Source organism: Kitasatospora sp. NPDC101157 (genome assembly GCF_044768255.1).
Lineage (GTDB): Bacteria > Actinomycetota > Actinomycetes > Streptomycetales > Streptomycetaceae > Kitasatospora.
The window spans coordinates 1-23,696 of the sequence record NZ_JBIWPL010000020.1 but is presented as its reverse complement, the minus strand read 5'-3'; the positions used below and the strand labels follow the sequence as shown (position 1 = coordinate 23,696).

At 73.7% G+C, this 23,696-nt stretch carries 23 protein-coding genes; 10 read left to right on the top strand and 13 right to left on the bottom strand.

Going from position 1 to position 23,696, the window contains the following annotated elements:
* Positions 1 to 80: 80 nt before the first annotated feature.
* On the bottom strand, positions 81 to 584 hold the full coding sequence (locus ACIRVF_RS30685) for an SseB family protein (protein WP_402824918.1): 504 nt from the start codon (positions 582 to 584) through the stop codon (positions 81 to 83).
* Positions 585 to 800: 216 nt separating this feature from the next.
* Between ACIRVF_RS30685 and ACIRVF_RS30680 the strand changes: the two genes are divergently transcribed.
* Complete coding sequence (locus tag ACIRVF_RS30680; RefSeq protein WP_402824915.1) at positions 801 to 2,630, top strand: acyl-CoA dehydrogenase; 1,830 nt, start codon at positions 801 to 803, stop codon at positions 2,628 to 2,630.
* Between the two features lie 205 nt (positions 2,631 to 2,835).
* On the opposite strand, the gene ACIRVF_RS30675 is transcribed toward ACIRVF_RS30680, so the two are convergent.
* Genes ACIRVF_RS30675 through ACIRVF_RS30665 form a run of 3 tightly spaced genes read right to left on the bottom strand, consistent with a single transcriptional unit; the run spans position 2,836 to position 6,407 of the window.
* Complete coding sequence (locus ACIRVF_RS30675; RefSeq protein ID WP_402824912.1) at positions 2,836 to 4,089, bottom strand: ABC transporter permease; 1,254 nt, start codon at positions 4,087 to 4,089, stop codon at positions 2,836 to 2,838.
* Entirely contained in the window at positions 4,090 to 4,800 is a 711-nt protein-coding gene (locus ACIRVF_RS30670) for an ABC transporter ATP-binding protein (protein WP_402824909.1), read from the bottom strand. It lies immediately after the preceding gene.
* Positions 4,797 to 6,407: a peptidoglycan-binding protein gene (locus ACIRVF_RS30665; protein WP_402824906.1), complete on the bottom strand. Its 1,611-nt coding sequence runs from the start codon at positions 6,405 to 6,407 to the stop codon at positions 4,797 to 4,799. Before ACIRVF_RS30665 ends, ACIRVF_RS30670 begins: the two co-directional genes overlap by 4 nt.
* A 274-nt stretch (positions 6,408 to 6,681) precedes the next feature.
* Between ACIRVF_RS30665 and ACIRVF_RS30660 the strand changes: the two genes are divergently transcribed.
* Positions 6,682 to 7,995 carry a M18 family aminopeptidase gene (locus ACIRVF_RS30660; protein WP_402824903.1) on the top strand — a complete coding sequence of 438 codons (1,314 nt, stop codon included), beginning with the start codon at positions 6,682 to 6,684 and terminating at the stop codon, positions 7,993 to 7,995.
* 62 nt (positions 7,996 to 8,057) lie between these two features.
* On the opposite strand, the gene ACIRVF_RS30655 is transcribed toward ACIRVF_RS30660, so the two are convergent.
* Genes ACIRVF_RS30655 through ACIRVF_RS30645 form a run of 3 tightly spaced genes read right to left on the bottom strand, consistent with a single transcriptional unit; the run spans position 8,058 to position 11,206 of the window.
* On the bottom strand, positions 8,058 to 9,872 hold the full coding sequence (locus ACIRVF_RS30655) for an NHL domain-containing thioredoxin family protein (RefSeq protein ID WP_402824900.1): 1,815 nt from the start codon (positions 9,870 to 9,872) through the stop codon (positions 8,058 to 8,060).
* A 59-nt stretch (positions 9,873 to 9,931) separates the two neighbouring features.
* A complete protein-coding gene (locus tag ACIRVF_RS30650; protein WP_402824897.1) occupies positions 9,932 to 10,666 on the bottom strand; it encodes a hypothetical protein in 735 nt (244 codons plus the stop codon).
* Between the two features lie 33 nt (positions 10,667 to 10,699).
* On the bottom strand, positions 10,700 to 11,206 hold the full coding sequence (locus ACIRVF_RS30645; RefSeq protein WP_402824894.1) for a GNAT family N-acetyltransferase: 507 nt from the start codon (positions 11,204 to 11,206) through the stop codon (positions 10,700 to 10,702).
* 95 nt (positions 11,207 to 11,301) lie between these two features.
* Here ACIRVF_RS30645 and ACIRVF_RS30640 point away from each other — a divergent pair, with 95 nt between their 5' ends.
* The gene (locus ACIRVF_RS30640; RefSeq protein ID WP_402824891.1) at positions 11,302 to 11,790 is read left to right on the top strand and encodes an LURP-one-related/scramblase family protein; all 489 of its coding nucleotides are present in this window, start codon (positions 11,302 to 11,304) and stop codon (positions 11,788 to 11,790) included.
* A 3-nt stretch (positions 11,791 to 11,793) separates the two neighbouring features.
* Here ACIRVF_RS30640 and ACIRVF_RS30635 read toward each other — a convergent pair whose 3' ends face one another.
* On the bottom strand, positions 11,794 to 12,126 hold the full coding sequence (locus ACIRVF_RS30635; protein WP_402824888.1) for a winged helix-turn-helix transcriptional regulator: 333 nt from the start codon (positions 12,124 to 12,126) through the stop codon (positions 11,794 to 11,796).
* Positions 12,127 to 12,223: 97 nt separating this feature from the next.
* Between ACIRVF_RS30635 and ACIRVF_RS30630 the strand changes: the two genes are divergently transcribed.
* Complete coding sequence (locus ACIRVF_RS30630; RefSeq protein WP_402824885.1) at positions 12,224 to 13,114, top strand: NAD(P)-binding domain-containing protein; 891 nt, start codon at positions 12,224 to 12,226, stop codon at positions 13,112 to 13,114.
* Between the two features lie 23 nt (positions 13,115 to 13,137).
* Entirely contained in the window at positions 13,138 to 13,707 is a 570-nt protein-coding gene (locus ACIRVF_RS30625; RefSeq protein WP_402824882.1) for a GNAT family N-acetyltransferase, read from the top strand.
* A 68-nt stretch (positions 13,708 to 13,775) separates the two neighbouring features.
* Here ACIRVF_RS30625 and ACIRVF_RS30620 read toward each other — a convergent pair whose 3' ends face one another.
* From ACIRVF_RS30620 to ACIRVF_RS30610, 3 genes are read right to left on the bottom strand one after another with little or no spacing between them, the layout of a single operon-like run.
* Positions 13,776 to 14,180, bottom strand: a complete 405-nt coding sequence (locus ACIRVF_RS30620; RefSeq protein ID WP_402824879.1) for a type II toxin-antitoxin system VapC family toxin — start codon at positions 14,178 to 14,180, stop codon at positions 13,776 to 13,778.
* Positions 14,177 to 14,452 carry a type II toxin-antitoxin system Phd/YefM family antitoxin gene (locus ACIRVF_RS30615; protein ID WP_402824876.1) on the bottom strand — a complete coding sequence of 92 codons (276 nt, stop codon included), beginning with the start codon at positions 14,450 to 14,452 and terminating at the stop codon, positions 14,177 to 14,179. Before ACIRVF_RS30615 ends, ACIRVF_RS30620 begins: the two co-directional genes overlap by 4 nt.
* A 59-nt stretch (positions 14,453 to 14,511) precedes the next feature.
* Complete coding sequence (locus ACIRVF_RS30610) at positions 14,512 to 15,567, bottom strand: aldo/keto reductase (RefSeq protein WP_402824873.1); 1,056 nt, start codon at positions 15,565 to 15,567, stop codon at positions 14,512 to 14,514.
* A gap of 164 nt (positions 15,568 to 15,731) precedes the next feature.
* On the opposite strand from ACIRVF_RS30610, the gene ACIRVF_RS30605 reads away from it, so the two are divergent.
* The 4 genes from ACIRVF_RS30605 (at position 15,732) to cutA (ending at position 19,186) form a co-directional block, all read left to right on the top strand.
* The gene (locus ACIRVF_RS30605) at positions 15,732 to 16,703 is read left to right on the top strand and encodes a hypothetical protein (protein WP_402824871.1); all 972 of its coding nucleotides are present in this window, start codon (positions 15,732 to 15,734) and stop codon (positions 16,701 to 16,703) included.
* Between the two features lie 76 nt (positions 16,704 to 16,779).
* Positions 16,780 to 17,748 carry an NAD(P)/FAD-dependent oxidoreductase gene (locus ACIRVF_RS30600; RefSeq protein WP_402824869.1) on the top strand — a complete coding sequence of 323 codons (969 nt, stop codon included), beginning with the start codon at positions 16,780 to 16,782 and terminating at the stop codon, positions 17,746 to 17,748.
* 74 nt (positions 17,749 to 17,822) lie between these two features.
* Entirely contained in the window at positions 17,823 to 18,722 is a 900-nt protein-coding gene (locus ACIRVF_RS30595) for a class I SAM-dependent methyltransferase (protein WP_402824866.1), read from the top strand.
* Between the two features lie 134 nt (positions 18,723 to 18,856).
* Positions 18,857 to 19,186 carry a divalent-cation tolerance protein CutA gene (cutA, locus tag ACIRVF_RS30590; RefSeq protein ID WP_402824863.1) on the top strand — a complete coding sequence of 110 codons (330 nt, stop codon included), beginning with the start codon at positions 18,857 to 18,859 and terminating at the stop codon, positions 19,184 to 19,186.
* Between the two features lie 4 nt (positions 19,187 to 19,190).
* On the opposite strand, the gene ACIRVF_RS30585 is transcribed toward cutA, so the two are convergent.
* Both ACIRVF_RS30585 and ACIRVF_RS30580 read right to left on the bottom strand, forming a co-directional pair.
* Complete coding sequence (locus ACIRVF_RS30585) at positions 19,191 to 19,841, bottom strand: response regulator transcription factor (RefSeq protein ID WP_030290358.1); 651 nt, start codon at positions 19,839 to 19,841, stop codon at positions 19,191 to 19,193.
* On the bottom strand, positions 19,805 to 21,169 hold the full coding sequence (locus ACIRVF_RS30580) for a sensor histidine kinase (RefSeq protein WP_402824860.1): 1,365 nt from the start codon (positions 21,167 to 21,169) through the stop codon (positions 19,805 to 19,807). Before ACIRVF_RS30580 ends, ACIRVF_RS30585 begins: the two co-directional genes overlap by 37 nt.
* Before the next feature lie 264 nt (positions 21,170 to 21,433).
* Here ACIRVF_RS30580 and ACIRVF_RS30575 point away from each other — a divergent pair, with 264 nt between their 5' ends.
* Positions 21,434 to 23,497, top strand: coding sequence for a serine hydrolase domain-containing protein (locus ACIRVF_RS30575; RefSeq protein ID WP_402824857.1), 2,064 nt, complete (start codon positions 21,434 to 21,436; stop codon positions 23,495 to 23,497).
* The last annotated feature ends 199 nt before the right edge of the window (positions 23,498 to 23,696 follow it).

Genomic DNA, 23,696 nt, shown 5'->3' with positions numbered 1-23,696 from the left:
TAGTTCAATCCTCAACAATAGGCAAGTTGAAAATTGAACTATGTGGGGACGGAGGAGCGCGGCTCCTCTTCCCGGCGTGGCTATCCGTACATCCGGCGCATGGTGAAGTCGACCATCTGCTCGACCGCCTTGGCGTCGAACACCATCCGGTGCTCGCCCTCCATGTCCAGGGCGAAGCCGTAGCCGGTCGGCAGCAGGTCCAGCACCTCGGCCCCGGTCACGGTGAAGTGCTTGGAGTCCTTGCCGGCGTAGCGGCGCAGCTCCTTGAGCGAGCTGAACATCGGGATCACCGGCGTCGGGGTGTTGTGCAGTGCCAGGAAGCCGGGGCGGTCGCCGCGCGGGCAGTGCACCTTCGAGGTGATGAAGATGGCCTGGAAGTCCTCGACCGCCATCGAGCCCGTGGTGAACGCCCGGACGGCGTCCGCCAGGGACGGCGGGGAGGGCTCCGGGTAGAGGGACTGCTGGGACGCCTGGGCCTGCGCGCCGTAGGCGTCCGGTCCGGGCATGCCGTTCATGCCCGGCTGCGGACCCGCCTGCTGCTGGTAGGGGTCACCCGGGTATGCGTTCTGGTCATATCCGTACACACGGACAGGCTAGCGGGAGCGCAGCCGCCCGCGCTGGCGTCGATCCTGACAAGGAGTGGTCGTCCCGGCTTGTGGGACGTGACCACGTTCATAGCGGATTCACCGTCGGGGGCTTGCCCAAGTTACCGCTGGGTAGCATCATGATGCCTACTGGTGGGTACGGGACGCCCGAGACGCGGCGGTCACCCGGAAGCGACGAACCGGAGAAAACAGGCCATGGGTCACTACAAGTCCAACCTGCGGGACGTGGAGTTCAACCTCTTCGAGGTGTTCGGTCGCGACCAGGTGTACGGCACCGGGCCGTTCGCCGACATGGACGTCGAGACCGCGAAGAACATCCTCAGCGAGATCGCCCGCCTCGCCGAGAACGACCTCGCCGCGTCCTTCGCCGACACCGACCGCAACCCGCCGGTCTTCGACCCGGAGACCAACACCGCGCCGATCCCGGCGGCCTTCAAGAAGAGCTACCAGACCTTCATGGACGCCGAGTGGTGGCGCCTGGGCATCCCGGAGTCGATCGGCGGCCAGGTCACCCCGAACTCGCTGATCTGGGCCTTCGCCGAGCAGATCCTGGGCTCCAACCCGGCCATCTGGATGTACTCCTCCGGCCCGGCCTTCGCCGGCGTCATCGCCGAGGAGGGCACCGAGGAGCAGCTGAAGGTCGCCCAGCGGATGACCGACCGCCTGTGGGGCTCCACCATGGTCCTCACCGAGCCCGACGCGGGCTCCGACGTGGGCGCCGGCCGCACCAAGGCGATCAAGCAGGAGGACGGCTCCTGGCACATCGAGGGTGTGAAGCGCTTCATCACCTCGGGCGAGCACGACATGTCCGAGAACATCATCCACATGGTGCTGGCCCGCCCCGAGGGCGGTAAGCCGGGCACCAAGGGCCTCGGCCTCTTCATCGTCCCGAAGTTCGACTTCGACTGGGAGACCGGCGAGCTCGGCGAGCGCAACGGCGTCTACGCCACCAACGTCGAGCACAAGATGGGCCTCAAGGCCTCGAACACCTGCGAGATGACCTTCGGTGCCAAGCACCCGGCCAAGGGCTGGCTGCTCGGCGAGACCGTCGACGGCATCCGCCAGATGTTCAAGATCATCGAGTTCGCCCGCATGATGGTCGGCACGAAGGCCATCGCCACCCTCTCCACCGGCTACCTGAACGCCCTGGAGTACGCCAAGGAGCGCGTGCAGGGTGCCGACATCTCGCAGTTCCTGGACAAGACCGCCCCGCGCGTCACCATCACCCACCACCCGGACGTGCGCCGCTCGCTGCTGACCCAGAAGGCCTACGCCGAGGGCATGCGCGCGCTGGTCCTGTTCACCGCGTCCGTCCAGGACGACATGCTGGCCGCCAAGCTCCGCGGCGAGCGCGACGAGGCCGCCGAGCGCCTCAACGACCTGCTCCTGCCGATCGTCAAGGGCTACGGCTCGGAGAAGTCCTACGAGCAGCTCGCCCAGTCCCTGCAGACCTTCGGTGGCTCCGGCTACCTGCAGGAGTACCCGATCGAGCAGTACATCCGCGACGCCAAGATCGACACCCTCTACGAGGGCACCACGGCGATCCAGGGCCAGGACTTCTTCTTCCGCAAGATCGTCAAGGACGGCGGCCAGGCGCTGGCCGCGCTGTCCGAGCAGATCCAGAAGTTCCTCGCCTCCGCCGAGGGCGGCGACGCCCTGGCCGCCGAGCGCGAGCTGCTCGCCAAGGCCGCCGGTGACCTGGAGGCCATCGTCGGCAAGCTGATCGCCGACCTGACCTCGGTCGAGCAGGACGTCAAGAACATGTACAAGGTGGGCCTCAACACCACCCGCCTGCTGATGGTCTCCGGCGACGTCGTCGTCGGCTGGCTGCTGCTGCGCCAGGCCGCGGTGGCCCTGGCCAAGCTGGAGGCCGGCGCCTCGGAGAAGGACGTGCCGTTCTACCAGGGCAAGGTCGCGGCGGCCCGCTTCTTCGCCAAGAACGTCCTGCCGACCATCGCTCCGCAGCGGGCGATCGCCGAGGGCATCGACAACGAGATCATGGAGCTGGCGGAGGAGGCCTTCTAAGGCCCGCCCGCCTGTCGCCCGCCACCACCCTTCTCGGGGCGTGCTGCGCGCGGCACCTCTTTGACCGCCTGACGAAACCCTCACACCGAAGGGCCCGGCTGCCACCGGGCCCTTCGGTGTTTTCGCTGTCCGGCTGTCCGGCGGTTGCGCTCGCTGTTCCGCCGTTGCGCTGTTCCGCCGTCGCGCTGCTGTCGCTGCTTGTCCGCTACGTGCTGCGCAGGGCCTGGAGCGGGTCCGTCCGGGCCGCCCGGAGGGCCGGGTAGAGGCCGGCCAGCAGGCCGACGACGGTGCCGATCAGCGGGGCGGGCAGCGTGGCGGCGGGTTGCAGGACGGCGGTCCAGTCGCGGGCGGCGGCCACGCCGAGGACCGTCAGCACGCCGAGGCCGGTGCCGATCAGGCCGCCGAGGGTGCCGAGGACGGTGGACTCGGTGAGGAACTGGGCCGCGACGTGGCCGGTGCGGGCGCCCAGCGAGCGGCGCAGGCCGATCTCCCCGGTCCGCTCCAGGACGGCGACCAGGGTGGTGTTGGCGATGCCGACCGCGCCGACCAGCAGGCAGATCCCGGCCAGGGCCAGGAACAGCCCGGTCAGGTCGGAGGTCACCGTGTCCTGCAGGCTGTGCGGGTCCGGGGGCGGGACGACGGTGAACGCGGCGGGGGCGTCCGGCCGCAGGGCCAGCGGGAGTTGGGCCGCCACCACGGTCGCGGCACCGATCCGGGTGGCCACCAGTGCCTGGGCGCCGCGGTCCGGCTGCGGGACCGGGTTGCCGTACCTCTCCAGCGCCGTACTGGCCGGGATCACCAGGCTCAGCAGGGCGCCCGGCTGACGCCGGACGTCCGCGAAGATCCCGACGACCGTGTACGGCACGCGGTCGATGAAGACGGCGGGCCGGGCGTCCAGCCGGCTCACCCCGAGGCGCTTGGCGGCGGCCTCGCTGAGCAGGACCACCGGCTGGGCGGTGCGCTGGACGAACTCGTCCAGGCCGACCCCGGCGGTCAGGGCCGGCTCCATCGCGGCGACCGCGCCCGGGGTGGCCGCCAGGACGGACAGCCCGGCGCCCTCGTCGGGGCCGTCCGGGCGGCGGGAGAGCCTCGGGGCGCCGCCGGGCACCGGCCACCAGACGCCGCCGGCCCGTACGCCGTCGATCGCGGCGATCCGGCGGTCGGCGTCGGCGGGGAAGTCGCTGGGCGGGTTGCTGCCGGGGGCGACGCCGTCGGTGCGCGGTCGGTCGGTCACGGTGACGGTGGTGGCCTTGGTCAGGCTGAACCGTTCCCCGATCTGGCCGGTCGCGGTCGCGGTCAGGCCGAGGACGGCGACGAAGGCGCCGATGCCCAGCACGGTGCCGAGCAGGGTCAGTGCCGAGCGGCCGGGGCGCTGGAGGAGGCCGGTGAGGGCCTCGGAGAGCAGGTCGCGGGCGCCGAGCCGGGAGGGCAGCTCGCGGAGGGCGGCGGGACGGGGCACTCAGACCTCCTCGGGCGTGGTGAGGCGGCCGTCGCGGATGGTCACCCGGCGTTCGGCGCGGGCGGCCACGGTCGGGTCGTGGGTGATCACCAGCAGGGTGAAGCCCTGGGCGTGCAGAGCGTCGAACCGGGCCAGCACCGCATCGGCGTTGGCCGAGTCCAGGTTGCCGGTCGGCTCGTCGCACAGCAGCAGGCTGGGCCGGTTCACCAGGGCGCGGGCGATCGCCACCCGCTGGCGCTCGCCGCCGGACATGGTGCCGGGCAGGGCGTCCGTGCGGTGGCCGAGGCCGACCAGGCGCAGCGCCTCCAGGGCGGCGGCGCGGCGGGTACGGCGCGGGGTGCGGTTGTAGACCTGGGCGAGGAGGACGTTCTCCTCGGCGGTGCGGTGCGGGAGCAGGTGGAAGGACTGGAAGACGAAGCCGATCCGGCGTCCGCGCAGGGTGGAGCGCTCACGGTCGCGCAGGCTGCCGGTGTCGATGCCGTCCAGCTCGTAGCGGCCGGTGGTGGGGGTGTCGAGCAGGCCGAGCAGGTGCAGCAGGGTCGACTTGCCGGAACCGGACGGGCCGGTGACGGCCAGGTACTCGCCGCGGTGGACGGTCAGGTCGGTGGGGTGCAGGGCGGTCACGGGCGGGCGGCCCGGGTGGGTGCGGCCGACGCCGCGCAGGGCGATCACGGGGGGCGGGGCGATCGCAGGTGCGGCCTCGGCCGTCATGTGCCGACCACCACCTGGTCGCCCGGGCGCAGTTGGGCTCCCCCGGCGGGCGTGACGGCCACCAGGCCGTCCGCGGTGACGCCGGGGACGACCGGAACGGTGGTGCGGTTCCCGGCGGGGTCCACCCGGGTGACGGAGGTCCGGCCGGCGGCGTCGGTGGAGATCGCGGCGACCGGGACGGTGGTGACGGGGGCGCCGGCCTTGGCCCGGAGGACGGTGAGCCGGACGTTCCTGCCGTTCATGGCGGCCGGCAGGGGGGTGTCCGGGGTGATCGTCACCGGTACGTAACTGGGGCCGCCGGGTTGGCTGTCGGCGGCTCCGGCGGCTCCGGCGGCTCCGGCGGCTCCGGCGGGTCGGCCCGCGGCGGGTTGGGCGGGGGATCCGCCGGGGGCCGGGTCGGCCGGTGCGGCTCCGGTGGCGCCGAGGGTGATCACCCGGCCGGCCGGGGGAGCGGTGGTCGGGGCGCCGACCTCGGCGACGGTGCCGTGGACGGTGGTGCCGGTGCCCTCGTCCAGGAGTTCGACGGCCATGCCCGCGCCGACGCCGGCCGCCTGGGCCGGAGTCAGCTGTCCGGTGACGGCCAGGCCGCCGCTGGTGAGCGACAGCAGGGTGCCGGAGACGGGCGAGCCGACAGCGCCGTTGACGGCGGTGACGGTCGCGGGGAGGGTGGGCAGGAAGAGCACGTGGGCGGCCGGGACCATCGGGCCGTTGGCGGCCGTGGCCTTGGCGAGGGCGGTCTGGTCGGCGGCCAACTGCTTGCGAGCGGCGGCCAGTTGCCGGTCGAGATCGCCGGCCGGCTGCGGTGCGGTCGGCTGCGGTGCGGTCTGCGGTGCGGTCGGCTGCGGTGCCGTCTGCTGGGCGGGGCCGGGTGGTGGCGGGTTCCGGGGCGCGGTGGCGCCCGCCTTCTTCTGCGCGGTGAGGTCGTCCACCGTCTGCCGGTCGGCGTCGACGGCCTTCTGCGCGGTGTCCACGGCCTGCTGGGTGGTGGCGCCGGTGGCCGGCACCGGGTAGCCGAGCCCGCGGTAGAACGCGGACACCGCGGCGGCGGTGCCGGGCCCGTACGAACCCTTGTCGTCGTCCCCGCTGTCGTGCCCCAACCCGGCCAGGGCGGACTGGAGTTCGGCCACGTCGGGGCCGGTGCTGCCGGGCTTGAGGTCGCGGTAAGCGGGCACCGGTCCGGGCAGCGCGAACAGCGGCTGCCCGGACACCTCGGCGAGCAGCTTCCCGGCCGTCGCGGTGTCCCCGGGCTTCACCCCCAGCCCGGAGACGAACAGAGCGGTCACCTCGGTCGAGGCCGCCGCCGGGACCACGTCGTACTGCGACGGCGGGTACACCACCGCGCGGGCGGCGATCGAGGGCGTCAGCACCTGGCTGACCACCGGCGCCGTGAGCAGGCTGTTCGGCGGCGGTGCGGTCCGCGCCGCCCGGTCGGCCGGGGACTCCACCAGCGTCGCCGCCCCCACCCCGCCCACGGCCACCAGCCCGGCGGCCAGTGCCACCCCCAGCAGCGCCCGCCTGCGTCGCGCGGCCCCGGACCGGGCGGGTGGTGGTGACGGCGGTTCGGGGCCGGGCTCGACGGTCTCGTCGGCGGGCATCGTGGTGGTCAACTGCGTTCCCTCCCCGGTGACTTCACTGTGGACCAGGGCCATCATCCGACTGTCGGGCGCCGCTCGTGGCCCGTTCGCGCGCGGGAGTCCGCTGACGGTCCGCGACCGGCGGGGACCGCGGGGTGAAGGAGGCCCGGTGAAGTGCGGGTTCACGGTGTGTCCGTGTTCCACAACGGTTGCCGGGTATCGAATGCCATGTCCGTGTACGGGCATATGCTCAGGGGGCGAAGCTGACCCCCATCCGGCTTCGGCCCTCCCTCGACCCTGGAGCAGCATGTCGACCGCCGCCCGCCGGGCATTCTTCGACCGGACGCACACCGACGATCTGATCACGTTCCTCGGCACCTCGCCGTCCCCGTACCACGCGGTCGCGAGCGCCGCCCAGCGCCTGGAGAAGGCGGGGTTCCGTCAGGTCGCGGAGACGGACGCCTGGGACGGGACGGCCGGCGGGCGCTACCTGATCCGCGGCGGCGCGCTGATTGCCTGGTACCTGCCGGAGGGCGCGGGGCCGGAGACGCCGTTCCGGATCGTCGGCACCCACACCGACTCCCCCAACCTGCGGGTGAAGCCGGTGCCGGACACCGGCTCGGCCGGGTGGCGGCAGGTGGCGGTGGAGATCTACGGCGGAGTGCCGCTGAACACCTGGCTCGACCGGGACCTCGGCCTGTCCGGCAGACTGGCGCTGAAGGACGGTGGTGCGCGGCTCGTCCAGCTGGACGAGCCGCTGCTGCGCGTGCCCCAGCTCGCCATCCACCTGGACCGCCAGGTCAACGACGGCATGAAGCTCGACCGGCAGCGCCACCTCACCCCGATCTGGGGCCTCGGCCCGGTCGACGAGGGCTCGCTGATCGCCTACGTCGCCGAGCGGGCCGGGCTGGCCGCTGAGGACGTGGCCGGCTGGGACCTCATGACCCACGACGTCCAGCCCGCCTCCTACCTGGGCCGGGACCGCGAGCTGCTGGCCGGCCCGCGCCTGGACAACCTGCTCTCGGTGCACGCGGCCACCGCCGCGCTGGCCGCCGTCGCGGTGGCCGCCGCCGGGGGCGACGTCGTGCTGCCGTACATCCCGGTGCTGGCCGCCTTCGACCACGAGGAGACCGGCAGCGAGTCCGACACCGGTGCGCAGAGCCCGCTGCTCGGCAACGTGCTCGACCGGACGGTCCACGCCCGCGGCGGCTCCCCCGAGGACCGCGCCCGGGCGCTGGCCGGCACCGTCTGCCTGTCCTCGGACATGGGCCACGCCGTCCACCCGAACTACTCCGAGCGGCACGAGCCGGGCCACCACCCGCTGCCGAACGACGGGCCGATCCTCAAGGTCAACGTCAACAACCGCTACGCGACGGACGGCGTCGGCCGGGCGGTGTTCGCGGCGGCCTGCGAGAAGGCCGGCGTGCCGTGGCAGACCTTCGTGTCCAACAACGCGATGCCCTGCGGTACGACGATCGGCCCGATCACGGCGGCGCGGCTGGGCATCAAGACGGTGGACTGCGGCATCGCGGCGCTGTCCATGCACTCGGCGCGCGAGCTGTGCGGGGCGGAGGACCCGTACCTGCTGGCCAGTGCGATCAAGGCCTTCCTGGAGGGCTGAGCACGCCGCTGCGCAGGGGGCCCGCCGGAACACCGGCGGGCCCCCTGCGCGTTGGCCGGCTACTACTCCATGCCCGCCAGGACCAGCGGGAGACGGCGGACGCCGTCGGCGACCAGCTTCACCGGCACGCCCCAGTCCTGCTGGTGCACGTGGCAGGCCGGGAACTCGATCTCCGGGTCGTCGTCGCAGGAGGCGGCCATCGCCGAGACGTGCAGCACGCCCTCGGTGACCTGCTCGGACAGCACCAGCTCGCGGGAGAGGTCGGTGTCCGCGCCCGCGCCGGAGACCAGCAGCTCGGGCGGGGTCGCGCTGACCAGCAGCCGGGTGGACGGGCCGTAGCGCTCGTCCAGCTTCTGGCCGCTCGGCGCCTCGAAGACCACGTCCAGCCGGAGGGCGCCGGGCGCGACCTCGGTGGCGGCGCGCTGGGTGCGGTGCGCCACCGACTCCACCCGTACGGCCTCCTCCGGCAGCCGCAGCCGGGTCAGCCGGTGCCGGGCCGACTCGACCACCACGATGTCGCCGTCCACCAGCACCGCCCCGGAGGGCTCGCGCAGGTCGGTGGCCAGGGTGGTGACCTCGCCGCTCGCCGGGTCGAAGCGGCGCAGCGCGTGGTTGTAGGTGTCGCTCACGGCGACCGAGCCGTCCGGCAGCACGGTCACGCCCAGCGGGTGCTGGAACAGGGCCTGGTCGGCGGCGCCGTCGCGGTGGCCGAAGTCGAACAGGCCGGTGCCGACGGCGGTTTCGACCGTCATGGTTTCACGTGAAACGAAGCGCAGCGCGGAGGTCTCGGCGTCGGCCACCCAGAGCCTCCCGCCGTCCGCGGAGACGGCCAGGCCGGACGGCTGGGCGAACCAGGCCTCGGCGGCCGGGCCGTCCACCAGGCCCTCGTTGGTGGTGCCGGCCGCGACGCCGACCGTGCCGGCCGCCGGGTCGTACGCCCACAGCTGGTGCACGCCGGCCATCGCGACCCACACCCGGCCGTCGAACCAGGCGACGTCCCAGGGCGAGGAGAGGTCCACCTCGCGGGCCGGCCCCTCGGTGGCCGAGCCCTGCCACCACTGGCGGCCGGTGCCGGCCAGGGTGGTGGCGCTGCCGTCGGCGAGGCGCACGCCGCGCAGCGCGTGGTTCACGGTGTCGGCGACGACCACGTCGTACTCGTGCCCCTCCGGCAGCAGCGCCAGGCCCTGCGGCTCGCTGAACCGGGGGCTGGTGCCGTCCACCAGGCCGCGCTGCCCGTCGCCGATCCGGCGGACCACCGTCTCGCCGTCCTCGGCCAGCTCGACCAGCGAGTGGTGGCCGGAGTCGGCGACCAGGAAGTGGCCGTTCGGCAGCCGGACCGCCTTGCCGGGGAACTTGAGGTCCCCGGCGACCGGCTCCGGCGCCACGTACGGGCCGTCCCCGCGCCGCAGGGTGCCCTTGGCCTCGTGCTCCGCCTCCAGCTCGGCCACCAGCTTGGCGATCGCGTGGGCGTGGCCCTCACCGGCGTGCTGGGCCACCACGTAGCCCTCGGGGTCGATCACCACGAGCGTCGGCCACGCCCGGACGGCGTACTGCTTCCAGGTCGCGAGCGCCGGGTCGTCCAGCACCGGGTGGTGCACCTCGTACCGGGCGACGGCGTCGACGACGGCCTGGTGGTCGGCCTCGTGCACGAACTTGGGCGAGTGCACGCCGACGATCACCACGGTGTCGCGGTGCTCCTCCTCCAGCTCGCGGAGTTCGTCGAGGACGTGCAGACAGTTGATGCAGCAGAAGGTCCAGAAGTCCAGGACGGTGATCTTGCCCCGGAAGTCGGCGAGGGTGAGGTCCTTGCCGCCGGTGTTCAGCCAGCCGCCTGCCCCGACCAGTTCGGGGGCGCGTACGCGTGCACGAGATGCCATGGCTGTATCCAACCCCATGGGGGGTCGGGGGCATTCCGGGCGGGCGGCCTTCGGTGGGGTCAGGGGAGGACGCGGAGGTCGGTGGGGGGCTGGATGGCGGACTCGTAGCGGATCAGGCGGGTGTGGAGGCGGAGGGCGACGTCGATGCGTTCTCCGGGGCGGGTCAGGGTGGCGACGAGGCGGTCGGCGAAGGTGTCGAGTTCCCCGGAGGTGACCCGGTGGCCGGTGAAGCGGGCGGTGTGCTGGACGGGCAGCTCGGCGGCATGGGCGCCGAGGTCGTCGGTGGGGGCGGGGGCGCGCTGGGTGGTGGGGGCCGGGCGGAGGTTGGGGGTGAGGGCGGCCGGGAGGGTCGCGGTGGTGGGGGCTTCGGCGGCCCACCAGACGGTCAGCTCGGGGTCGGTGAGGAGTTCGGGGTGTTCGGCGGCGCGGGTCCAGTAGCCGGTCGGGTCGCCGTCGATGTCGTGGGCGGCCTCCGCCAGGCCGTGGCGGCGCAGCAGGGCGACGGTCTCCCGGCAGTGGGCGCGCAGGACGGCGTGGGTGTCCTCGGCGTGCGGCGGGGACCCGGGCGGGGAGAGGTGGAGCCAGTGGTCGTACGGGCCGGTGCGGTCGGCGGGGTCGGTGGCGATGCGGACCCACATGCGGCTCCGGCCGTCGGGGGTGGTGGTCATGCTCCAGGGGCCGGCGTCCGGCCCGTGGCCGGGCCCGTGGTCGAGGCCGAGCAGCCGGGCCAGTCCGTCGGTGCCGGGGGCGAGGCCCTCGGGCCAGCGCAGGGACAGCGAGGCATCGACGGACACGGCGGCTCCTCCGGGGTGTTCGGGCCTCGGATGCTACGGGTGCGGAAGATCGGCCTGCCAGCGGATTTCGCCGTCCTGGGTGTGCGGGGTCGGGTGGAGGCCGAGGGCTCGGGCGATGCGGGCGGAGGCCTCGTGGTCGGGGTGGATGTGGGCGAGGGCGGTGGTGACGCCGGTGGCGGCGAGGTGGTCGAGCAGGGCGCGGGCGGCCTCGGTGGCCAGGCCGCGGCGCTGCCAGGGGGTGCCGACCACCCAGGCGAGTTCGGCTTCGGCGGCCTCCGGGCGGACGGTGGCCTGGACGTAGCCGGTCAGGGCGCCGTCGGCGCGCAGTCGCAGCGCCCAGTTGCCCCAGACCTGGGCCGGGTCCGGGGAGCCGGCGGCGAGCCGGGCGCAGCGGGCGCGCATCTCCTCGGGGGTGGCCGGGCGGCCGCCGGTGAAGGCGTGCAGGGCGGGGTCGGCGAGGGCGGCGGCGAGTTCGTCGGCGTGGTCGGGGCCGAGGGGGAGGAGGTCGAGGCGCTCGGTGCGCAGCGGGGGGATCAGCATGGCGACATTGAAGCGTCGCGGCGCGGCGGTGCGGTGCGGCGGGTGCGGGTACGGGTCGAATGGGTGGTTCGAGTCCGACGACGGAGGAGGCTGTGGTGCGGTACCTGGTCAGGGAGAAGCTGTTCGCGGTCGGCGACGACTACTGGATCGAGGACGACCGGGGGCACAAGGCCTACCTGGTGGACGGCAAGGTGCTGCGGCTGCGGCACACCTTCGAGTTGAAGGACGCGCACGGACGGGTGGTCGCGGTGGTGAGGGAGAAGATGCTCGCCGTTCGCGACGCGATGAGGATCGAGGACGCCGACGGCGAGGCGGTCGCGACCGTCCGGGAGAAGCTGTTCACCCCGTTCCGGGACAAGTACCTGGTGGAGCTGGCCTCCGGCGGCGAGCTGCGGATCCGCGGCGATCTGATCGACAAGGACTACCGGATCGAGAACCAGCACGGCGACCAGCTCGCCCGGATCTCCCGCAAGTGGTTCCGGGTCCGGGACACCTACGGGGTGGAGGTCGCGGACGGGGCGGACACCGGGCTGCTGCTCGCGATCGCGGCCTGCGTCGACCACCTGGCGGCGGAGGAGCACTGAGGGTCAGCGGTTGAGGACGTGGTCCCGGCCCCAGACGCCCAGCGGGGCCAGTGCCGCGTTCAGGTGCCGTCCCGCCCCGGTCAGCGCGTACTCGACCCGGGGCGGTACCTCCTGGTAGGCCTCCCGGTGCACGATGCCGTCGGCCTCCAGCTCACGCAGGTGGGCGGCCAGCACCTTCTCGGTGATGCCCGGCACCAGGCGGCGCAGCTCGCCGAAGCGGCACTGCGGGCGCTGGCCGAGGGCCCACAGGATGAGCACCTTCCACTTGCCGCCGATCACGTCCATCGCGGCGTCGATCCCGCAGACGTACGCCCCCGGCCTCGGCACGGTCGCCATGGCCCACCCCTTCCGACCTCGTTGCTCACCTCAGGGTAACCACCCACTCCGAAGTGCGTACTTGATCATGGACGGGGCCGCGCCGAGGCTGATCGGCATGGAACCGAACACCGTTGAGAACGTCGGCAAGACCCCCGTCACCCTGCTCGGCCTCGGTGCGATGGGCACCGCGCTGGCCCGCGCCTGGCTCGCCGCCGGGCACCCGCTGACCGTCTGGAACCGCTCCGCCGCCCGCGCCGAGGCGCTCGCCGCCGAGGGCGCCGTGGTGGCGGCCACCGCGGCGGAGGCCGTCGCGGCCGCCCGGCTGGTGGTGGTCTGCCTGCTGGACGACGCCTCGGTCGAGGAGGCGCTGGCCGGCGCAGACCTGGCCGGGCGGGACCTGGTCAACCTGGTCACCAGCACCCCCGGCCAGGCCCGCGCCCGGGCCGACTGGGCCGCGGCCCGCGGTGCCCGCTACCTGGACGGCGGGATCATGGCCGTCCCGCCGATGATCGGCGTTCCGGCGGCCGGGGCGTACGTGTTCTACAGCGGCTCGGCGGAGTTGGTGGAGGAGCACCGGGAGACGCTGGCCGCGCCGGCCGCCGTCCAGTACGTGGGAGCGGACGCCGGGTACGCGGCGCTGCACGACGTGGCGCTGCTCAGCGCGATGTACGGGACGTTCGCCGGGGTCGCGCACGCCTTCGCGCTGGTGCGGAACGAGGACGTGAAGCCGGGCGATCTGGCGCCGCTGCTGGCGGGTTGGCTCACCGCGATGGTCGGGTCGGTGGAGCGGACGGCGGAGCAGCTGGAGAGCGGCGACTACACCACGGGCGTGGTCTCCAACCTGGCGATGCAGGTGGCGGGCAAGGAGACGCTGCTGCGCACCGCCGAGGAGCAGCGGGTGAGCGCCGAACTGCTTTCTCCGTACTTCCGGTTGATGGAGCACCGGCTGGCGCTCGGCAGCGGTGCCGAGGACCTGGTCGGGGTGGTCGACCTGCTGCGGCGGTGAGGGCGTGCCGGTAACGTACCGGCATGGCTGACCTTGAAGAACGCGCCAATGTCGTCGCGTCCGGCTCACGGCTGACCGGGGCGGAGGTGGGCGTGCGCCGGCGCGGGGCCGCCGACCTCGCCGGCTGCGTCCGGGCCCTGGCCGACGTCCACGCCGCTGACGGCTACCCCGTCGAGTGGCCCGAGCGGCCCGCCGCCTGGCTCTCCCCGGACGGCCTGCTGGCGGCCTGGATCGCCGAGGTGGACGGCCGGGTCGCCGGTCACGTCGGCCTGGTCCGCAGCACTCCGGGGGACATGGCCCCCGGGCTGTGGGCCCTGCGGACCGGCGGACGCCCGGAACTCACCGCCGTGATCGGCCGGTTGTTCGTCGCGCCGACGGCGCGCGGACGGGCTGTCGGCGCACTGCTGCTGGCGCGCGCCGTGGCGCACGCGCGGGTGCTCGGACTGCACCCCGTGCTCGACGTCCTCGCCACCGACACCGCCGCCCTGGCCCTCTACCGCCGTCTCGGCTGGACCCCGCTCGGCAGCGGCGAACAGCGCTGGGCCTCCGGGCGTACGGTCGTGGTCCACTGCTTCGCCGCGCCGAGGGGATGAGGCGGACGCGGCGCGACCACCCGGCGCAGCGCCGGGCGGTGTGCGCGGGGCCTGTCCGACAAGGTCCGCTAGACCACGATGACTTCGACGCCCCGTTCGAGGCCGGCGAAGTCAGCGCCGTTCCGGGTGTACAGCGGCAGGCCGTGAGCGGCGGCCGTGGCCGCGATCATCAGGTCCATTCGGCGGGGGCGGGGATCCCGCTCGGCCTGGATCGTGAGCGCGACCAGTGTTCCGAAACGCCGAGCCGCCTCCCGGTCGAACGGCAGGGCGGCGAACTCGGCCTCGACGTCCGCGAGTCGCTGGGCCCGGGCCAGCATCTGCACCGGGTCCTTCGCCATGGCCACACCCTGGGCGAGTTCGGCCAGCACGATGGACGACAGTGCCGCGTCGACCGGCAGGAGTCGCGGGTCGATCTGCGGGAGGTCGATGACCACGCAGGTGTCGAGCAGCCCGCGCTCGTGTCGCTCGGTCACGCTTGCTCCCACGGGTCGTCGCCGTCGACCCGGTCCTCGTCGCCGTAGAAGGCATCGGCTTCGGCGCGCATCTGTGCCGCGTCGACGGCGGGCGCGTTCCGCCACTTCCGCTGAAGCTCCTCGACGGGAACGAATCGACGGCGACCGCTGATCGGACGGACCTCGGCGATCTCGGTGCCGTTGCGGGTGATGTGGTAGATCTCGCCGGCTTCGACATCGTCGAGCACGGCCTTGGACCGCGCTGCGAGTTCGCGCTGCGTGATGGTCTTCATGCCACCATTGTATCGCGCCGTAATGCGCCGTATGGCAGCCCTTCGACGGTCGGCCTCGGTCAGTCCGCCGAGCGGTCGGCGACGGGGCGGCGGCGGAGGGCCGGGGTGGTGAGGGACGGGGGCTGCCAGGCGCCGTCGGCCCGGTAGAGGTCGGTGCCGGGCGGGACGATGGTGTCGATCCGGTCCAGGGTGGCGTCGTCCAGGACCAGGTCGGCGGCCTTGAGGGCGGATTCGAGCTGCTCCATGGTGCGCGGGCCGATGATCACCGAGGTGACGGCGGGGTGGGCCAGCGGGAAGGCGGTGGCCAGTTCGGGCAGGGTGCGGCCGAGGTCCTCGGCGAGCTCGGTGAAGGCCTCGACGGCGTCCAGCTTGGCGGCGGTGGTGGGCAGCGCCGGGTCGAAGCGGCCCGGGTTGATGGCGGCGCGCCCGGTGGTCAGGTCGATCGGGCGGCCCTTGCGGTAGCGGCCGGTGAGGAAGCCGCCGGCCAGCGGGCCCCAGGTCAGCGCGCCCATGCCGAGCCGCTGCACGACCGGCAGCACGTCGCGCTCGATGCCGCGGGCGAGCAGTGAGTACGGGGGCTGCTCGGTGCGGAAGCGCGGCAGGGCGCGGCGCTCGGCGACGTGGTGGGCGTCCACGATCTGCTCGGCGGGGAAGGTCGAGCAGCCGAAGGCGAGGATCTTGCCGGCCCGGACCAGGTCGCCCAGGACGGCGAGGGTCTCCTCGATGTCCGTGGTGTGGTCCGGCCGGTGGATCTGGTAGAGGTCGATCCGGTCGGTGCGCAGCCGGCGCAGGCTCTCCTCCACCTCGCGGACGATCCAGCGCCGCGAGTTGCCGCCGCGGGCGCGGCCCTCGCCCATCGGGAAGTGCGCCTTGGTGGCGAGCACGATCTCGTCCCGGTCGCCGCGGGCGGCCAGCGTCTTGCCGACGATCTCCTCGGACTCGCCGGCCGAGTAGATGTCGGCGGTGTCGACGAAGTTGATGCCCCGGTCGAGCGCGGTGTTGATGATCCGGGCGCAGTCGTTGTGGTCGGGGTTGCCGATGGCGCCGAACATCATCGTGCCGAGGCAGTAGGCGCTCACCTCGATGCCGGTGCCGCCCAGGATGCGGTAACGCATGGTGGTACTCCCCAGGTTGGTGGGTCGGTGCTGCGGTGGTGGCTCAGAGGTTAGGAGTTGGAGTGCGCTCCAGGGCAAGTGCGGGCGCGGATCCCCCTGCGGGGGGATCCGGATCAGCACGCGGGCCGAGGCCGGGGCGGGGAGGCGCGGGCGAGCCTGGGGCCATGCGGAAGCGTGAGTGGGTACGGGACGGCCGGGCGGCGGCCGGCTGGGGCGTGGGCTACGCCGGGTTCGGGCTGGGGTGTGCGCTGAGCGGGACGGCGCTGTGGAGCGCCGACTGGCTGGGGTGGGTGGTCGCCGGGGTGGGGCTGGCGGCGGCCGGGGCCGGGTGGGCCGCGGCGCGGGGGCGGCGGGGCCGGTGGCTGACGTGGGTGCTCCGGCTGCTGTGCGCCCTGGCCGTGGTGGCGTCCTGGAGCCTGCTGATGGACGTGGTGACGCTGCTGTTCGGGCAGGCCGTGGACAGCGTCCCGGACGCGGTGCACAAGGCGCTGGCGGCGGCCGGGGCGCTGCTGCTGGCCGGGACGGCCCGGGCCCGGCGCCCGCTCGCGGAGCGGACGGCGGCAGCCGCCGTCCGCCCGGCGCCCTCGGCGGCCCCGGCAGCCGTCCAACTCGCCGCCTGGGCCGGGAGCCTGGCCTTCCTGCCGTACGTGGTGATGAAGCTGATCTGGGCGTTCGGCGGCAGCTTCGCCGGGGTCAGCGGGGACGAGATGTACGCGAGCTACGTGCACAACGGCTCCTCCGGGCTGTGGCTCGCGCTGGAGCGCCGGGGGCTGGACGGCACCGTGCTGCTGGCGGCGATCGGGGTGTTCCTGCTGTGGGGGCTGGTGCGGCCGTGGGGGCAGGTGTTCCCCCGCTGGACCCTGCCGCTGCGCGGCCGGGCCGTCCCGCGCTGGCTGCCGCTCACCCCGGCGCTGATCGGCGCGGCCACGCTGGTGCCGTACGGGCTGGTCGGGATCGGGTACCTGGCGCTGTGTTCGGCCGGGGTGCTCGGGGTCCGGCAGGGCGAATGGGCCACTCCCGAGCAGACCCTGCAGGTGGCCTGGGTCGGGGCCTGCGCCTTCGCCGGGTACGGGGTGGCGCTGGCGGTGGCCACCCGCTCGTACTGGCGGCGGACCGGGGGCGACCGTGTCTCCTGAACTCTTTGCTGAGACGGCAACAAAGATTGCCGATACGGGATGGTCGGTCGCAGCCTGGCGGTGGAGGTGAGCGACGATGAGCGGAACGAACACGGCGGAGCGCCACGACGCGGTGGTGATCGGCGCGGGCGCGGCGGGACTGAACGCCGCCCTGGTGCTGGGCCGGGCCCGGCGGCGGGTCGCGGTGGTGGACGCGGGTGAGCCGCGCAACGCCCCCGCCGCCCACATGCAGGGCTTCCTGAGCCGGGACGGCATGCCACCGGCCGCGCTGCTGGCGGTCGGCCGGGAGGAGGTCGCCCGGTACGGGGTGGACCTGATCGACGGACGGGTCGAGCACGTCGGGAGCACCGAGCCCACCGAGCTCGGTTTCATGGTCCACCTGGCCGGCGGACCGGTGCTGCACGCACGCCGGCTGGTGGTCGCCACCGGACTGCGGGACGGCCTGCCGGACCTGCCCGGCCTCGCCGAGCGCTGGGGCCGGGACGTGCTGCACTGCCCGTACTGCCACGGCTGGGAGGTCCGCGACCGCCCGCTCGGGGTGCTCGGCACCGGCCCCGGGGCGGTCGACCAGGCGCTGCTGCTGCGCCAGTGGTCGGCGGACGTGGTGCTGCTCGCCCACACCCTGGAGCTGACCGCGGCCGACCGCGAGCGGCTCGCGGCACGCGGCGTCCGGGTCGCCGAGGGCCGGATCGTCCGGCTGGTGAGCGACGACGGGCGGCTGCGCGGCGTCGAGCTCGACACCGGGCAGCTGGTCAGCCGCGAGGCGGTGTTCGTCCTCCCGCGGATGGTGCCCCACGACGCCCTGCTCCTCGGCCTGGGCTGCGCACGGGACGACAACGGCTGGGTCACCACCGACCGGGTCGGCCGCACCAGCGTGCCCGGCGTCTGGGCGGTCGGCAACGTCGCCGACCCGCGTGCCCAGGTGGTCGTCGCCGCCGGGATGGGCGCGGCGGCCGCCTTCGCCCTCGACCACGACCTGGTGGACGAGGAGATCGGACGGGCGGTCGCGCTGCGCCGCGCGTCCGGGCCGGCCGTGGCCGCGTGAGCGGCGAAGCTACCGCCGTACCGGGCCCACCGCCGAACCCACCAGCGAATCCGTCACCACGGAAAGGGGACACCATGTCCGCACACCAGCACCAGCACCAGCACCACGGGCACGCCCACGGCCACGGCCACGGCAACGTGCCCGCCGCCGACCTCGACTGGGACGCCCTCGCGGCGCACCTGGAGCTGGAGGCCGACCTGCGCGCCGGGGCCGTCACCGAAGCCGGGCGCTGGCTGTCCGGCCTCGCCGGGGACGGCGCGGTGCGCCGGGTGCTCGACGTCGGCGCCGGGCCCGGGGTGATCGCCGGGCTGCTCGCCGAGGTCTTCCCGGCGGCCGAGGTGGTCGCCGTCGACCGGTCGGCCGCCCTGCTGGAACGCGCCCGGACCCGCTCCGGCGGCCGGCTCGGCACCCAACAGGCCGACCTGCCCGACGAGTTCGACAAGCTCGGCGAGGCCGACCTGATCTGGTCCGGCAACGCGATCCACCACCTCGGCGACCAGCAGGCCGCGCTCACCGCGCTGGCCGGACGGCTGCGGCCCGGCGGGCTGCTCGCCGTCGCCGAGAGCGGCCTGCCGGCGCGCTACCTGCCCCGCGACTTCGGCCTGGGCCGACCCGGATTCCAGGCCCGGCTGGACGCGGTGCACGAGGACGGCTTCGCCGCGATGCGCGCCGAACTGCCCGGCGCCACCGAGGAGATCGAGGACTGGCCGGCCATGCTGCGGCGGGCCGGGCTCGTCCCCAGCGGCACCCGCACCTTCCTGGTCGACCACCCGGCGCCGCTGGCCCGGCCGGTCCGCGAGTACCTGCGCGCCCAGCTCGTCCGGCGCCACGACCAGCTCGCCGAGGTGCTCGACCCGGAGGACCGGGCGACCCTGGAGGCGCTGATCGAGGAGGAGGCCCCGACCGGCGTCCTGCACCGCCCGGACGCCTTCTACCTCTCGGCGATGACCGTCCACACCGCCCGCAGGGCCTGAGAACCGCCTCCGCCCACCGCCTCCGGGGCCGCCTCCGCCCGCCGCCTCCGCCCGCCGCCTCCGCCCGCCGCCTCCGGGGCCGCGACGGGCGGAGGCTTCCGGGCTCCACGGGGCCGGGGTCCTAGAGTCGGCGCATGACAGCGAACGAGCAGGGCTTCGTCGTGGTGACCACCACCCACGAGAGCGAGGAGCGGGCCCGGGACCTGGCGGCCGCCGTGGTGCGGGAGCGGCTGGCGGCCTGTGCGCAGGTGTACCCCGTCCGCTCGGTGTACTGGTGGGAGGGCGAGGTGCAGGACGCCGAGGAGTGGCGGATCGACCTCAAGACCCGGGCCGAACTCGCCGACCGGCTGACCGGGTTCGTCACCGGCCGGCACCCGTACGAGACGCCCGAGGTGATCGCCGTGCCGGTGGTGTCCGGCAGCCCCGGCTACCTGCGCTGGGTGGCCGGGGAGACCGCGCCGTAGCCGGTCAGGGCGCGACCTGGAGGAAGGCCAGCACCGCCAGCACCCGGCGGTGGTCCTCCTCGGAGGGGGGCAGGTCGAGCTTGAGGAAGATGTTGGCGGTGTGCTTCTTCACCGCGCGCTCGGTGATCACCATCCGCTCGGCGATCGCCCCGTTCGAGCGCCCCTCCGCCATCAGCTCCAGCACCTCGCGCTCACGCGGCGTCAGGCGCTCCAGCGGCTTGGTGCGTTCGGTGTTGCTGACCAGCATCGCGATCACCTGGGGGTCGAGCGCGGTGCCGCCCGCGGCCACCCGGTGGACCGTGGCCACGAACTCGTCGGGGTCGAAGACCCGGTCCTTCAGCAGGTAGCCGATCGCCCCGCTGCCGTCGGCCAGCAACTCCTTGGCGTAGAGCTGCTCCACGTACTGGGAAAGCACGAGCACCGGCAGACCGGGGATCTGCCGGCGCGCTTCCAGAGCCGCCTGCAGGCCCTCGTCGGTGAACGTCGGTGGCAGTCGTACGTCGACGACTGCCACGTCCGGCCGTTCGGTGAGGAGGGCCTGGAGGAGGTCCGGCCCGGTGTCCACCGCGGCCACGACCTCGAAGTCGTAGGCCTGCAGCATCCGGATCAGACCGTCCCTCAGGAGGAAGAGGTCCTCCGCGAGTACAACTCGCACGGCAGCTCCATCGTCAGGGTCGTGGGGCCGCCGAGCGGGCTGCGGACGGCCAGGACTCCGTCGAAGGTAGCAAGTCGGCGCTCCAGCCCGCGCAGGCCGGTGCCGCGCGAGGGGTCGGCGCCACCGGTGCCGTCGTCCGTGATCTGGGCCTTCAGGGTGCCGTTCTCGTACCACAGTTGGACATCGACGTGGCTGGCGCCGGAGTGCTTGGCGGCGTTGGTGAGGGCCTCGGAGACGGCGAAGTAGAGGGCGGACTCGACCGGGGCCTCGGGGCGGCCGGGCAGGTCGGCGGAGACGGTCACGTTCAGCGGGCTGTCCATGCACAGGGCCCGGACGGCGTCGGCGAGACCGCGGTCGGCCAGCACCGGCGGGTGGATGCCGCGGACCAGGTCGCGCAGCTCGTTGAGGGCGGAGGCGGAGGCCTGACGGGTTTCGGCGAGCAGCTGCTTGGCGGCCTCCGGGTCCCGCTCGACCAAGCGCTCGGCCACGCCCAGGTTCATGCCCATGGCCACCAGCCGGGCCTGCGCCCCGTCGTGCAGGTCCCGCTCGATGCGGCGCAGTTCGGCGGCCTGGGTGGTCAGCGCGTCGCGCCGGGTCTCGGTGAGGTGGGCGACCTTGCGCTCGGCGGCCAGCGCCTCGGCACGGGCGGTCGGGCCGAGCAGCGACTTGGCGAGCGCGGTGTGGGCCCGCATGACGCCGGGGGCGACGGCCAGGCCGGCCAGCATCACCGGGACGCCGAACAGGGCGGCGGTGCCGGCCGCACCCGAGCTGGTGACGTGGATCCACAGGTACCAGGTGTTGCCGCCGTTGTCGGCGATCGACTGCCAGAACTGGGGCAGCACCAGGCCGAGGACGCCGTAGGCGACCACCGTGAGCGGGAGGATCGCCAGCGTGAAGCCGACCACCGGATCGACCAGCAGCCAGAGCAGGTCGCGCCAGGTGGCCTGGTCGGACAGCATCGCCTGGCAGCGCTTCCAGGCCCCCTTGAAGCCCGCCTCGGCGTCCGGCAGCGGCTGGTAGGGGTCGCGGATCTCCACGCCGGTCCAGTCGGCGGCGAGCCGGCGCCGCAGGCCGGCCAGGCCGCGGATCGCCACGATCGTGGGCGGCACCAGCAGCGCGCCGACGCCGAGGCCCAGCAGGGAGGCGGCGACCGTGGCCGCGGTGAGCAGCAGCACCTGCGGCACCGCGAGGGCTGCCAGGACCGGGCCGCGCAGGCAGGACCGGATGGCGTTGCCCAGCGCCCGGAGCGGGTTCCGCCCGGAGCGGCCGGTCGTGGTGTCGGTGTTCTGCACGTTGTTCACAACTCCTGTGGTGATGCTGCTGGTCATGACCGCTCGGCCCCTTCCGTGACGGCCTCGCGGCCGGTATCCCTACCCGTTGCTTGCTGACGACATCCAGACTGCCGTCCGCCGCGATTCCGATCACTGGGCCCTGGACCCCTCTTGGTGGTACCTGGGTACACCCCCCGATCGACGACCAGAGGCCATGTCCCGGGGAAGGGCATCCCTCCTAGTGTTGTCGGTGTCGGGAGGGCGACCCGCCGCAGCGCGCCGGAGCTTCCACAATCAACTTGTCTGGAACGGGAGTTCATCATGAGCGAGCGACGTGCAGAGGCGAACCGGCCGCTGGTCAGGCGGGGTTGGGTCCGCCTGGTCATGGTGCTGGCTGCCATCGGTCTGTTCCTGTACGGGCTCACGCCGGACCGTGCCCACGCGGCCACCACGATTGCCGGCAGCGGGAGTTCGGCGGCGTCGGGAGGCTCGACGGCACCACCCGACTCCGGGTCGGTGAAGCGGCTGTTCGACGAGATCGTGCCGAAACTGCTCGCCGAGCACAAGATCCCCGGCGCGGCGGTGAGCGTGGTGGCCGGCGGCAAGCAGGTCTTCGCCGGCGGGTACGGGGTCTCCGACGTGCCGAACCGCAAGCCCGTCGACCCGGCCCGGACGGCCTTCTTCATGGGCTCCGACGCCAAGGTGTTCACCGCCGTCGCCGTCCTCCAGCAGGTCCGGGCCGGCAAGTTGGACCTCCACGCCGACGTCAACACCTACCTGACCGCCTTCAAGGTCCGGGACAGCTACCCGGGGCACCCGGTCACCGTGGAGAACCTGCTGACCCACACCGGTGGCTTCGACGACACCTTCATGGGGCTGGCGGAGGCCGAGCCCCGCACCAACGGCGGCCTCGGGGCCGCGCTGGCCGCCCACCAGCCGGACCGGGTCCGGGCCCCCGGGGTGACCGCCGCGTACGACAACTACGGCGTCGCGCTCGCCGGTTACCTGGTCGAGGTGGTCTCCGGCCAGCCGTTCGACCAGTACGTCGCCCAGCACGTGCTGCAGCCGCTCGGCATGGACCACACCACCTTCACCCAGCCGCACCCCGCCCCCGTCGACGCCGACCTCGCCCACGGATACCGCCCCGACGGGGGCGGGCAGACCGAGACCAAGGGGCTGTACGGGCCGCTGACCCCGACCGGGGCGGCCGCCGTCACCACGGCGGGTGACATGGGACGGCTGATGCTCGCCCAGCTGCACGGCGGGACCTACGACGGCGGGTCGGTCCTGGACCGGGAGGGCGACGCCCTGCTGCTCGCCCGGCACTTCGGGCCGGACCAGCGGATGCCCGGGATGGCGTACCTGCTCGAACAGCGCAACCGGAACGGGCAGCAGCTGCTGGTCAAGGACGGGGACGTGCCCGGGTTCCACAGCAACCTGGCGCTGCTGCCGGCGCGGGGGGTCGGGCTGTACGTGACCGTGAACGGGGACGGGGAGGGGGGCACCGGGGGGTGGATGACGCAGCAGGTGCTGAATGAGTTCGTGGATCGGTTCTACCCGGGTGCGGGGGCCGCGAAGGCGGGGGCTGGGGCTGGGGCTCCGGTGGTCGGTGGGGAGCTTTCGAAGTTCACCGGGGACTTCCGGTCGACGCGGGTGAGCCAGTCGAACCTGACCAAGGCGGCGGCGCTGATGGGGTCGGTGCACATCGCCGCGCGTGACGGGCGGCTGGTCGTGAGCGGGCCGGTCACCCGGGATCCTTCGGCGGGGGACACCCAGTGGGAGCAGGTGCAGCCGGGACTCTTCCAGCAGGTGGGCGGGAGCGGTCAGATCGCCTTCGAGCTGAACGCGGACGGCGAGGTCACCTCGATGCTGACGGACAGCGACCCGACCATCGCGTACGAGCCGTTGGCCTGGTACCAGGCTCCGGAGCTGCACCAGCGGGTCGCTCTGGGGAGCCTGGTGGTGCTGGCGCTGACGGTGATCGGGTGGGGCGTGGCAGCGGTGGTGCGGGCGGCGCGGGGCAAGGGGCGGGCCGGGCAGCCGGTGGCTCGACTGCTGGGGTGGCTGACGGGAGCGGTGCTGGTGGTGGCGACCGCTGGATTCGCGCTGCTGACCTCGGACTCCAATGCGCTGAACCAGACGCTGTTCCTGGGGGACTCTCCGCTGCTGAAGGTGGTGCCGGCGATGTACCTGGGGGCTGCGGTGCTCACCCTGCTGATGGTGATCTGTGCGGTGGTTGCCTGGCGGCGTGGGTGGTGGGGGGTGTTCGGGCGGCTGCACTACACGGGGGTGACGGTGGCGGCGCTGGTGTTCCTGGTGCTGGCGGGGGGCTATGACCTGATCGGGACGGGGAACTTGGCGGGGTCGTTGGATCTGATCGGATGAGGGGGTGGGGGGCCCGGGGCCGGGGAGGCTCCGGGCCTTTTGGCTTTTTCGGGGGCTGTGGGGGGTTGCTGTTGGGGGGTGTTGGTTGTTCGGGGAGCTCTCGGGAGGGTGGGTGACGCCGGGGGCGGTTCCGGGGGTGGGTGGGGCGGGGGGGGGGGGTTTTTTGGGTGGCGGGCACCAAGGGGGGGGGGGGTGGGGC

What these genes read in the sequence shown, in the direction of transcription:
- ACIRVF_RS30680 (WP_402824915.1), top strand. Translation starts at nt 801, where the DNA reads ATGGGTCACTACAAGTCCAACCTGCGGGACGTGGAGTTCAACCTCTTC.
- ACIRVF_RS30670 (WP_402824909.1), bottom strand. Translation starts at nt 4,800, where the DNA reads ATGACGGCCGAGGCCGCACCTGCGATCGCCCCGCCCCCCGTGATCGCC.
- ACIRVF_RS30660 (WP_402824903.1), top strand. Translation starts at nt 6,682, where the DNA reads ATGTCGACCGCCGCCCGCCGGGCATTCTTCGACCGGACGCACACCGAC.
- ACIRVF_RS30655 (WP_402824900.1), bottom strand. Translation starts at nt 9,872, where the DNA reads ATGGCATCTCGTGCACGCGTACGCGCCCCCGAACTGGTCGGGGCAGGC.
- ACIRVF_RS30645 (WP_402824894.1), bottom strand. Translation starts at nt 11,206, where the DNA reads ATGCTGATCCCCCCGCTGCGCACCGAGCGCCTCGACCTCCTCCCCCTC.
- ACIRVF_RS30635 (WP_402824888.1), bottom strand. Translation starts at nt 12,126, where the DNA reads ATGGCGACCGTGCCGAGGCCGGGGGCGTACGTCTGCGGGATCGACGCC.
- ACIRVF_RS30630 (WP_402824885.1), top strand. Translation starts at nt 12,224, where the DNA reads ATGGAACCGAACACCGTTGAGAACGTCGGCAAGACCCCCGTCACCCTG.
- ACIRVF_RS30625 (WP_402824882.1), top strand. Translation starts at nt 13,138, where the DNA reads ATGGCTGACCTTGAAGAACGCGCCAATGTCGTCGCGTCCGGCTCACGG.
- ACIRVF_RS30615 (WP_402824876.1), bottom strand. Translation starts at nt 14,452, where the DNA reads ATGAAGACCATCACGCAGCGCGAACTCGCAGCGCGGTCCAAGGCCGTG.
- ACIRVF_RS30610 (WP_402824873.1), bottom strand. Translation starts at nt 15,567, where the DNA reads ATGCGTTACCGCATCCTGGGCGGCACCGGCATCGAGGTGAGCGCCTAC.
- ACIRVF_RS30605 (WP_402824871.1), top strand. Translation starts at nt 15,732, where the DNA reads ATGCGGAAGCGTGAGTGGGTACGGGACGGCCGGGCGGCGGCCGGCTGG.
- ACIRVF_RS30600 (WP_402824869.1), top strand. Translation starts at nt 16,780, where the DNA reads ATGAGCGGAACGAACACGGCGGAGCGCCACGACGCGGTGGTGATCGGC.
- ACIRVF_RS30595 (WP_402824866.1), top strand. Translation starts at nt 17,823, where the DNA reads ATGTCCGCACACCAGCACCAGCACCAGCACCACGGGCACGCCCACGGC.
- cutA (WP_402824863.1), top strand. Translation starts at nt 18,857, where the DNA reads ATGACAGCGAACGAGCAGGGCTTCGTCGTGGTGACCACCACCCACGAG.
- ACIRVF_RS30580 (WP_402824860.1), bottom strand. Translation starts at nt 21,169, where the DNA reads ATGACCAGCAGCATCACCACAGGAGTTGTGAACAACGTGCAGAACACC.
- ACIRVF_RS30575 (WP_402824857.1), top strand. Translation starts at nt 21,434, where the DNA reads ATGAGCGAGCGACGTGCAGAGGCGAACCGGCCGCTGGTCAGGCGGGGT.